We start from the raw sequence: 10,148 nt of genomic DNA, 5'->3' as shown, positions 1-10,148 counted from the left end.
GCGGGGTACGGCTGAACAATGGTGGAGGGCACCGCGGTGCAGCCGCGCGAAGGCCGGTTGTGCGGTGCCGTCGCGCCGAAGACGGGACGCCACCGGAACGACGGGAAAAGCGAGCTCCGGCGGCGGTTTTCGTTCCCGGAGAAACCCAGGAGGTGCCGGTACTGGAGAAACCCCCTGTAATCGGTGTGGTCGAGGACTTCGATGGCCCGAATCGCGCATCGACTATTCCGACGCACACGCTGTCAACGTCCTCGGCGAACCCGTCCGAGGCAAGGTAAACGCCTTAAAGGATAGGAACAGATATGCCCATCGGCTACACCGGCGACCCGTCCGAGATCAACGCTGTCGCCAAGAAGTTCTTCACGCACGCCGACACCTTCAAGAACCACATGGGTATTCTCGAGGGCGTCAAGATGGAGTACGCGCCCGCCGTCCAGGGCGCGACCGGAAACGCCATCCAGCAGGCGATGCAGGGAGCCCTCGACAAGGGCGGGAAGCTGCACGCGACCTTCATGGAGATTGTCGACGCGCTGAATGCCGCCGGCGCGACCTTCGACAGCCAGGACCAGGAGAACGCGTCGCAGGTCAACAAATACAACCTCAATTTCTGATGCCGGATCTGCAGCAGAAAAAAATCGGGAAAGGTTTCGGAAAATGGCTTTGAAGAATGATTACGATGCCGTCGAGGGCCTGGTCATCCGTACCGACAAGGTGCTCAGCGACATGACGGTCGACGCTGGAGAGCGGGACACGCTGGCCAAACTGCTCGCGCAGAACTTCCAGGGTGACGCCGGTACCACGAACGGCGACCTGCAGACTCGCGTCAAGCAGCAGATCGACCAGTACAACGAGGCGCTGATGCAGCTGAAGGCGGCCACCAAGGGCGTGTCCGGCATCGACGGTCAGTTCCGCGTGGTGGACCAGGGTCAGGCCATGCGGTTCTCGCAGATCGGGCTCTAGCGACTCCGCGGTTCGAATCACCATCCCGGTCCCGGCCGATCGTCCGGTGTGACGCGAGCCGGTCCGGCGATGGTCGATTCGAACGCTGTCGCGGCGCTCGGATCACTGCCGAGTTCTCGAGAAATACTCGCTGTCGCCCTCGACGAGTTCGTCCACACGAACATCGTCGAGGGCGATCGCATGTCATGGATACTGTTCGGTGAGGGCGTGAAAACGTGCCGGGGACTCGTGTCACGTGACGCACCACTCGCATGGGGCGGGAATCTGCGGGTGACGACGATGCTGCCCGCAGGGTGAATGCGAGTTCGACTCGATATTCCCAATGCTGGGGATAGCTTAACGTTCTGATTGCACCGCTCGATGTCGAAGTACTACTCGCCAAGAGTGGGTACCGGTTGTTAGGAGACGTCCATGCATCTCGCTGTCGATTGGGATCATCTCCCCGTTATCGCTTCCCAGCTCGGCGTCAGCGCGGAGGATCTGATGCTGATGCTCGGAGCGGCCGCTCCCCTCGCTGTCCCGGCCCCGCCGGGTCTCGATGACGTGAGCGCGCTCATCCCCACCGCGTGCGCCAAGCAAGCGGGGTTGTTCTTCCCCACCACGGCAAACGGAATCGCCCTGGGAACCGATGGCGCGGTCGCTCTACCCGAGGTAGGCGCCGCCTTCGCGGTCGGCGACGTGGCCGGCGGCGGCCAGGTGCTCAGCAGAGTAGCCGCGTTCTAGCCGCGGACAGCGCGAGCGAAAGCTGACGAGATGCTTGCTGTGGTACTCGGCGCGCTGGGGCCGGAGGGGATCATCGCCCCCGTGCTCGCCGGCGATGGGGTCGCCACGACGCGGGCGACCGCGAAGGCTTATTCGGCTATGGCCATGCGGTTGAATGCCGCCGCGGCCAACACCGACAGTTCGATGCTCCAGATGAGCGGGACGTTCCAAGCGCTCACCGCGGACCAGGCGCAGGCGGCCTTCCGCAAACACTCGGCGTGGTTGCGTGAACAGGCGGCGGTGGCCGAGGCAACCGGCCAGTTGCTGGACCGAGCGGCTGACATCTCCACCACGGCGAAGGCCGCCATGGGGGTCCTCGCTGCCAAGGCAGCCCAGGTCCGGATACAGGAGGGTATCGCGCTCGGCGGCGGCTTCGGCCCGTTGAGCGGGGCGGCGTTCTTGGAAGCCGAAGCCGAGTTGATGGCGCTGCGGGGGGCCGCCCTCGGGGTGATGGCCGGTTACGCGGCGGCGCTGGTGCCCACACTGGCCGCACTGCCGCCACCGCTCGAGGCGCCGCCGATCGTGACCGGCGGCCCAGGGCCGGGCCCGCAGACGGACTACGCGTCCTACGACAACGCGACCGACTACAAGGGTAGCGACTTCACCCAGACCGATATCTCATCCACGTCGACGGGCGACGGGCCGACCGGATCGGACAACAGCACGGGATCGGGCGGGGATCAGAACCCTACCGATACAACTAAACCCACCGATCCGACTCAGCCGACGGATCCGACTCAGCCTGCGGATCCGACTCAGCCTGCGGATCCCATGGACCCCGCCACCAATCCCGAGCAATTGTCGCCGGACCCGAACGCCAATGGCTGGTCCGGAGATTCGGGAATGAACGGCGCGGGGGACGGAGACCTGGGCCAGTCCTGGTTCTATGACACGTCGCAGAACTCGCCGACGTTGGCCGCGTTGAGCGGTGGGGCCGGAAGCCTGGTCGCGCTGAACATGGCCCGTGGCGGCCTCGGATCGATGCCGGGCGCTGCGACCGGATTCCGGCTGCCCGCCGGCTGGAATGCCGGAGCCGGACGGGCATTCGGCGCCATGCCGCAACAAGCGACGTCCGGACCGATGGCCCGGAAGGGCCCGCCGCGTGGTGCGCTCGCGCCCAAGGCGCGAATGCGACGACGCCGCGACGACGAGAAGAGGTCGTCGAAGGTATTCGTACCGGGCGAACCCCAGGATGTTCCGGTACTCGAGCAACCTCCCGTCATCGGGGTCATCGAGTACGAGGACCGGGACAGCCGAGACGAGCCGATGCTCGAATCCGTGCTGGCGGTGGGCGTTATCGAGCGAAACGACAACGAAGACGAAGCGGTGCTCGCCTCCGTAGAACGTCCTCGGTGAAGCGCGCCGAGGTCGAGATCCAGGTCGAAGGAGATGATCACAATGCATTCGAGGAAGGTGTGGAAGACGATCCGGTCGCAATCGACCTGAATGTCGACGCCGCCCTGCTGTTACAGCATCTGGTCGGCATCGAGTCCTATCCGCCGGTATTGGCGCTGCTGCCGAACATCTACCGCATCGAGGATCGGGATCGGGTACACGCCGTAGTCGCCGCGCAGCTCACCGAAGTGGGTGTGCTCCAGGACGGGCGCGTGCACCCGGTCGTCGAGCATTGGCTGCGGTGCCTGTACCGGCCGGACGTGGAAATGGTGGTACGGATCCTGGACACCGGTTTGGATGGCGAGCGGAAAGGAATGCTGCGGATGTCGCTGGTGCGCGCGGGCGAGACCCATGTGCTCGCGGTGCGCTCCGACGACCATGTCGTCATCCAGTCGGTGTTCCAGCAGGACGACCAGCTCGACACCTTGCCGGCCGCCGTTCTGGCCGCGCTCGGTCCCGCACCGGCGTTGCAGTTCGAGCCGATCGCCGCGACGGTGGAGCAATTCGGTGAGATTCCCGACGACCAGGACGAACGGCGGCGTGCACTGGTGGAACTCGGGGCGGAACCGCACGCCGCCGCGGTGCTGAGCCGAGTGCTGGACGAGGTGGTCCGACGGGCGGAGGTGGTGCTCATCGAGCACCACGACGGCAGTTCGGCGCAGCCGGTATTCAGCGTGAACGTGGTGGATACCCTGTCGGGGCGAATCATTGTGACTCCGAGCGTCGCGATGGACGGACGGAAGTGGGCGAGATATGCGCCTGGCGATGACGCGGCCTTGCGGTCCGGCATCGGAGCGCTGGTCGACCTGCTGCCCGGTCGAAGTTGGTTCGACACCAGCAGAGTGAACTGAACGTCGGACCGTGGTTGTGGAGAGGACGACGGAAATGAACCGAGCACCGAGCAAAAACGGTCATTCGGCCGAGGCCGCGCGGGCGCACGGCGGCTACGACGCGTTCTTCGCACCTACCGGCGAAATGGCGGACGCTGCCGTCGCGCAGGGGCCCGCCGCCGAAACGCGTCAGGATGCCGACACGTTCACCCACGTCGAACCGCCGCGTGAGCCACAGGCGCCCACCGTGGCGGAATCCGAGCACCGCTCACCGGGCGTGGTCGCGCCGCCGCCCCCCAGCGCGAGCGTTCCGCCGCCGCAGGTGAATCCCCGTCCGCCGCAGGCGAGCACGCCGCCTCCCCAAGCGAGTGTCCCGCCGCCGCAGGCGAATACGCCGCGGAACTTCCCCGCCGCCGCGCCGACCGAGGCGCCACCGCAGGCGGCCCAGCACCCTTCGGCGCAGCAGCAGGTCGCCCAGCAGTACGCGGCCGAACGGGCCGCCGAGCCCGCCCAGGCGATCGCCCGCAACGAGGCCGCGTCCGCGAACCAGGACTGGGCGCCGGGAGCGGCGACGCCGTGGGTTCCCGAGCGCATCGACCGCTCGACCCATGAGCCGATGCCTCGGGTGGAGGTACTGCCCGCCGCGCTCAGCTCGATCGAACTGCTCGCCGACATCTCCGCCGCGAAGCGGGCGCAGCTGCGCTCCAACTCCGGTATGCGAGGTGCGCTCAACAAAGTCGGGTTCAACCTCGGCCTTTCACCCGCGGAGCAGCGCGCCGAGGACCGTAAAACGCGAATCAGGCGCCAGCTCACCACCACCTATCAGATCGCGGTGATCAGCGTGAAGGGTGGCGTCGGCCGCACCACCACCGCGGCGACGCTCGGCTCGACCTTCGCCAGCCTGCGCCCGGACCGAGTGGTCGCGATCGACGCGAACCCGGACTTCGGCGATCTGTCGACGCGCACCTGCCGGCATCCGTACGGCCTGACGCTGCGGGACCTGGCGCAGTCGCAGAACCTGGACGCGTTCTCCGCGGTGCAGTCGTTCACCTCGATCAACTCGGCGGACCTCGCCGTGATCGCGTCGCCGTGGAGCACCGAGGCCACCGAGGCGCTGTCGGGCCGCGAGTACAGCACCGCCGTGGAAATCCTGCGCAAGCACTTCAATTTGCTGGTGGTCGACTGCGGGACCGGCGTGCTCGATTCGGCGACGGCGACGGTGCTGCAGACCAGCGACGCCGTCGTGGTCGTCACCCCGGCCACTGTCGGCGGCGTGACCGGTGCGGTGGCCACCCTGAACTGGCTGAGTTCGCATGGCATGCAACATCTGATCGCCAAGTCGATCGTCGGCATCGTGCATCACCAGCCGCTGAAGCCGACCGTCGAGGTGGACGCGATCGAGAAGCTGTTCGAGACCGCGCAGCGCCCCACCTGTGTGCTGCCCTACGACGCGCATCTGGCCGAGGGCGGCGAGATCGACCTGCGGCTGCTGGAAAAGGAGACCGTGCTCGCGTTCGAGGAGCTGGCCGCTTGGCTGGCCGATGGATTCCCCGGCTACCTCTCCGGCGGTGCGGACAACTCCGGTGACCGCGGAGGGTGGCGATGAGTACTGCCGTCGCGCCCGCGCCCGCCGGGACGCAGCCGTCGGCGGAGGTCGCTCGGGCTCGGATCGCCGTGATGGTGTCCAGCTACCAGGTCGACGTGGTGGTGCCGACGAAGTTCACCATCGAGACCTTCATCGACGATCTGCTGGTCGTGCTGGCTTCGGCGATCGATGACGAGAGCGTCGATTTCACTCCGCCACAGGGCCAGTGGAGCCTGGCCCGCCCTGGCGAGGCGCCGATCCCGCGCTGGCGCAGCTTGGCCGACCACGACATCGCCGACGGCGCCGTGTTGATGCTGTCGGTCGTCGAATCGGCGGAGGTGTTCACACCGCTGGTCGAGGACATCACCGACGCGCTCGCCTTGATCAACGAGCGCGAGTTCGCCGAATTCGACGCGAACACCGCTTCGATCGTGGGGCTGACCGTGCTCGGCGTCGGCGCCTCCGCGGTGGCCGCGATGCTGGCCTGGTCGTGGACGATGACCGGTTCGGCCCTGTGGTGCGGGTTGCCCGCGCTGCTGCTCGGCGCGCTGTGCTGGGTGGCGGCCGCGCTGGCCCGGCGCCGCAGCGCCCCGGCGAAGATCTGCCTCGGCCTGTCGCTGGCGGCGACGCCGCTGCTGTTCGCGGGCGGAGCCATGCTGGTGCCACCGGCCTACGGCCAGCCCGGCCCGTTCGCGGCCGCCAACTTGGCGGCGGGGGCGGTGGTCGCGGCGGTGGCCGCCGCCACCATGATGCGGGTGAGCGGGCTGGGCATCGCCACCTTGATGGCCGTGACCGTGCTCGGCGTCACGGTGACTCTGGCCGCCCTGCCGCTGACCTATGTGGACCTGTCCGTCGGACAGGTCGCGGGTGGCGTGGTGTTCGTCGGAATCGTGTTGCTCACCATGGCGCCACGCCTGGCCGTGGCCATCGCGCGGATCCGGCCGCCGGATCTGCCGGACCCGGGCAACGAGGTCGCGCCGACGACGCTCACCGACATCTTCGACGCGGAGACGGTGCGTGACGGAGACGAGCACACCGTGGACAGCGAACAGCAGCGCCACAACGCCGAGGCCGGTATCGAGGGCCGCGCCCGGCTGGCGGTCACCAGCCTGCGCGGCCTGATCGCCGCGATCGCGACGGTGCTCGCGGTGTCCGCGGTGCTCACGGCCGCGGTCAGCCCCGGTGGCATCCGCGAGATCGTCATGGCCGCCGCCATCGCGGGCCTGCTGGCGATGCGCTCGCGCTGGCACCCGGATCGGGTGCAGGCGATCGCGCTGGTCGCAGGCTCCGCCGTCACCGTGTGCGGCGTCGGCTTCGTCCTGATCGGCGCCTACGAGAGCCCGGTCGCGCGTCTCGTGGTCGGCCTGGTGGTGGCCACAGCCGCGTGCGCGGCGTGCGTCGCCGCTCTCCAGTTGCCCGGCAAGCGCCTGTCTCCGGTGACCCGGCGCGTCATCGACCTGGTGGAATACGCGCTGATCCTGATGGTTCCGGTGATCGCGTTCTGGATCATGGGCGTCTACACGGCGATGCGAGGAATCTGATGAAGGTCGGCAGTGCCGCGGTCGCGGTTCTCGCCGGGGTGATGCTGGCCGTCACCGCCGCCCCCGCCGTCGCGCTGGAGCCGCCGCAGGTCGTGGTGGGCGTGCCGCCCGCGGACGACCCGCCGGGACCCGAGCAGCCGATGAAGCAGGAGAAAGGCTGTCTGGCCGCGGGTGTGCTGCCCGACAGCGACCTCACCCGCACTCCGCCACCGGAACTGGCGTTGGATCTGCGCCGCGCCAGGGCGCTGAGCCGGGGCGCCGGAGTGACCGTCGCGGTGATCGACACGGGCGTGCAGCCCCATCCGCGCCTGCCCAACCTCGTCGGCGGTGGCGACTACCTCGCGGCCGGTGGCGACGGGCTGTCCGACTGCGACGCGCACGGCACGCTGGTCGCCGGGATCATCGGCGCGACACCCGATCCCACCGACGGATTCGCCGGTGTGGCGCCGGACGCGCGGATCATCTCGATCCGCACCCGTTCCGGTGCGTTCAGCCCCGAACGGCCGAGCTCGGATCAGAGCCAGCGAATGGCCGTCGAAATCCGGACGCTGGCGCGGGCGATCACGCGCGCCGCGAACCAAGGCGCGGGGGTGATCACCGTGTCGCTGCCGATCTGTATGCCGGTGGACGCGCAGGTGGATCAGTCCATGCTGTCGGCGGCCATCGGCCATGCGGTGCACGTGCGCGGCGCGCTGATCGTGGCGGGCGCGGGCAACAGCGCGGGCGCCGCCAATTGCGCGCAGAATCCGGAGATCGACCCGGCTCGTCCCGCCGACCCGCGCAACTGGCGCGACGTGAAGACCATTTCCACGCCGGGTTGGTTCGGCGCCGACGTGCTCACGGTGGGATTCACCACGGCCAGCGGCGCGCCCATGCCGGATTCGCTGACCGGGCCGTGGGTTTCGGTCGCGGCGCCGGGGACCGGCATCGAATCGCTCGGCCCCGGCGGCGGTGGCCTGATCAACGGCGTCGGCGAACCGGACAAGCTCGTGCCGGTCGGCGGCGCGTCGTTCGCCGCGGCCTACGTCAGCGGGGTGGCAGCCCTGTTGCGGTCGCGCTTCCCCAACGAGACCCCGCGCGAGATCGCCGCGCGCCTGCAAGCCAGCGCGCACGCCCCGGCGCGCGGAATCGACAACATGGTCGGCGCGGGCATGATCGACCCGCTCGCCGCCCTGAGCTACCGCACGGCGCCGCAGCAGCCCGCCGGTCTGTTCCGGTCCGCGGAACTGCCCATGCCCCCCGCGCCGCGCGCGAAGGATCTGCGGCCCGCGATCACCGCGACCGTCGTCATCCTGGCGGCCGTGCTGCTCGGTCTCGCGGGTAGTCACCTGAACTCCGTGATGCGGAGGCGCCGGTGAGCTTTCCGAGCGTTCGGGTCGCCGGCGTCGAGCGTGGTCCGTTCGCCGCCTTCGTCGTCGTAGGCAGCCCGCTACTGGCCGGGCTTTCGGCCAAGACGCCATGGTGGGTGAGCGCGGTGGTGGTCACGGTCCTGGTGGTGACGGTGACCGTCCGCGTGAACGGACGGACCGGTGTTCGCTGGCTGCTCGACTGGGCGGCCTACCGTACCGGCCGGACCGCACGGGCGCAGGAACGGACGCAGCTCGCGCAGATCCGGGACGTGCAGGTCGCCGCGGGCGTGTGCGGCGTCAACGAGGTGGGCGACACTCTCATCGCGATGATCCAGCTCGCGCCCAACCTGGATCTGCCGACCGTCATCTCCGAGCGCACCCTCTACACCGAGGACACCATTCCGGTCGATCTGCTGCTGCCGATGCTGGACCAGTTCGGCGTCGCGGTGGACATCGACATCGTCACGACCGGTCAGCGCGTCCGCTCCTCGGGCAGCTACAGCATGCTCTACGACCAGCTGATCGGATCGCACCCGGTGGTCGGGGACCGGCTGACCTGGCTGGTGGTCCGGCTCGACCAGGAACGCAACCTGGCGGCGCTGAGCAAGCGCGGTCCGTGCGCGGTGGTCGCTCCCAAAGCGCTGGCCAGCGCCACGCACCGGATCGCGGGACGCCTGCGCGAGCGTGGCATCGCCGCGCACGCCCTGCCCGCCGCCGCCCTACGGGACGCGACGCGCCTGCTGCACGCGGGAGTCGAACTCTCCGATCTGCGGGAAACCTGGAGCAATCTGCAGTCGTCGGTGCCCGGCAGGTGTGTGACCAGCTTCCTGATCGACTGGACCCGCCTGGGCGGGGTCGGCCTGGACGATTGCTGGACCTGGAACCGTGGCCGCACCACGCTCGTGGTGAGCCTGACCGACGATACGGCCGGTCCGCGCGCCCTGGTCCGGTTCATCGGCCCCGCGGTCACCACCGAACCGCCGGACTACCTGCGACTACTCGGCGGCGATCAGTCCACGGCCTTGCTGGCGTCGTTGCCGACCGGCGCCTCGGTGCGCGCCCTGCGCGGCTTCGAGTCCGGCGCCGACGTCGCGCCCGAGGATCTTGTCACCGACCTGGCCATCGCGATCGGCCCCAACGGCCAGATCCTGGGCTCGATCAGCGGTCAGCCGCGGCACACCTTGGCGCTGCCGCTGTTCGACCCGGCCCGGTTCAACCCGCGCAGGCGCACCATCGACGTGCAGGCCATGCTGCCGGTTGCCCAGCAGATCATTCTGCGGGCGATGGTGGTCGGCGCGGACGTCGAGATCCACTCGGCGCGACCGGACAGCTGGCGCCAGCTGGTGACCGCGGTCGGCGACCAGCGCTCGATGCGACTGGCCGATCCGGGTGCGGATCACCCGGGCGCACCGGAGGCCGCGGAGCCGGCCACCATCGCGGTCTTCGACCACCTTCCGCCGCGTGCGTCGAACGCGCACACGACGGTCACCATCAGCGAGCCCGGCGGTCCGCGCAGGCGTGCGGTCGATCTCGCGATCAAGCAGGTCAGCGCTACCGCGGTGGACGTGAGCATCCCGATGCGAACGGTGCGGGTCGACCTCATCGAGCCGAGAGGCGAAACACGTTATTTCGATTCCGTCGACGGACCGCCCGCGCCTGGTGCGGGGGCATCGGGACCCGTGGTTGCACCCCCGCAACCCGGTGGCCGTCGCGTGAGCTGATGGGA

At 69.0% G+C, this 10,148-nt stretch carries 9 protein-coding genes; all 9 read left to right on the top strand.

Annotation, left to right across the window (positions count from 1 at the left end):
- The first annotated feature begins 302 nt into the window (after positions 1–302).
- The 9 genes from LTT66_RS04740 (at position 303) to eccE (ending at position 10,143) form a co-directional block, all read left to right on the top strand.
- Positions 303–611: a WXG100 family type VII secretion target gene (locus LTT66_RS04740; RefSeq protein WP_195098310.1), complete on the top strand. Its 309-nt coding sequence runs from the start codon at positions 303–305 to the stop codon at positions 609–611.
- A gap of 43 nt (positions 612–654) precedes the next feature.
- A complete protein-coding gene (locus LTT66_RS04735; protein WP_195031501.1) occupies positions 655–960 on the top strand; it encodes a hypothetical protein in 306 nt (101 codons plus the stop codon).
- A 411-nt stretch (positions 961–1,371) separates the two neighbouring features.
- Positions 1,372–1,683, top strand: coding sequence for a hypothetical protein (locus LTT66_RS04730; RefSeq protein ID WP_233064272.1), 312 nt, complete (start codon positions 1,372–1,374; stop codon positions 1,681–1,683).
- Positions 1,684–1,713: 30 nt separating this feature from the next.
- Positions 1,714–3,078, top strand: a complete 1,365-nt coding sequence (locus LTT66_RS04725; RefSeq protein ID WP_233064270.1) for a PPE domain-containing protein — start codon at positions 1,714–1,716, stop codon at positions 3,076–3,078.
- Complete coding sequence (locus tag LTT66_RS04720; RefSeq protein WP_233064268.1) at positions 3,075–3,968, top strand: ESX secretion-associated protein EspG; 894 nt, start codon at positions 3,075–3,077, stop codon at positions 3,966–3,968. The genes LTT66_RS04725 and LTT66_RS04720 overlap by 4 nt, the downstream gene beginning before the upstream one ends.
- 34 nt (positions 3,969–4,002) lie before the next feature.
- On the top strand, positions 4,003–5,553 hold the full coding sequence (locus tag LTT66_RS04715; RefSeq protein ID WP_233064258.1) for a MinD/ParA family ATP-binding protein: 1,551 nt from the start codon (positions 4,003–4,005) through the stop codon (positions 5,551–5,553).
- Positions 5,550–7,073: a type VII secretion integral membrane protein EccD gene (eccD, locus tag LTT66_RS04710; protein ID WP_233064256.1), complete on the top strand. Its 1,524-nt coding sequence runs from the start codon at positions 5,550–5,552 to the stop codon at positions 7,071–7,073. The genes LTT66_RS04715 and eccD overlap by 4 nt, the downstream gene beginning before the upstream one ends.
- The gene (mycP, locus tag LTT66_RS04705) at positions 7,073–8,431 is read left to right on the top strand and encodes a type VII secretion-associated serine protease mycosin (protein ID WP_195065467.1); all 1,359 of its coding nucleotides are present in this window, start codon (positions 7,073–7,075) and stop codon (positions 8,429–8,431) included. Before eccD ends, mycP begins: the two co-directional genes overlap by 1 nt.
- Positions 8,428–10,143, top strand: a complete 1,716-nt coding sequence (gene eccE / locus LTT66_RS04700; protein WP_181724408.1) for a type VII secretion protein EccE — start codon at positions 8,428–8,430, stop codon at positions 10,141–10,143. Before mycP ends, eccE begins: the two co-directional genes overlap by 4 nt.
- Positions 10,144–10,148 lie beyond the last annotated feature (5 nt).

It is taken from the genome of Nocardia gipuzkoensis, assembly GCF_021183645.1.
Lineage (GTDB): Bacteria > Actinomycetota > Actinomycetes > Mycobacteriales > Mycobacteriaceae > Nocardia > Nocardia abscessus.
The sequence above is the reverse complement of the archived record's forward strand: the minus strand, read 5'-3'. Positions and strand labels throughout refer to the sequence as shown.

Excerpts from the sequence above, each read along its gene's own strand:
- LTT66_RS04740 (WP_195098310.1), top strand. The coding sequence starts at position 303 with ATGCCCATCGGCTACACCGGCGACCCGTCCGAGATCAACGCTGTCGCC.
- LTT66_RS04735 (WP_195031501.1), top strand. The coding sequence starts at position 655 with ATGGCTTTGAAGAATGATTACGATGCCGTCGAGGGCCTGGTCATCCGT.
- LTT66_RS04730 (WP_233064272.1), top strand. The coding sequence starts at position 1,372 with ATGCATCTCGCTGTCGATTGGGATCATCTCCCCGTTATCGCTTCCCAG.
- LTT66_RS04725 (WP_233064270.1), top strand. The coding sequence starts at position 1,714 with ATGCTTGCTGTGGTACTCGGCGCGCTGGGGCCGGAGGGGATCATCGCC.
- LTT66_RS04715 (WP_233064258.1), top strand. The coding sequence starts at position 4,003 with ATGAACCGAGCACCGAGCAAAAACGGTCATTCGGCCGAGGCCGCGCGG.
- eccD (WP_233064256.1), top strand. The coding sequence starts at position 5,550 with ATGAGTACTGCCGTCGCGCCCGCGCCCGCCGGGACGCAGCCGTCGGCG.
- mycP (WP_195065467.1), top strand. The coding sequence starts at position 7,073 with ATGAAGGTCGGCAGTGCCGCGGTCGCGGTTCTCGCCGGGGTGATGCTG.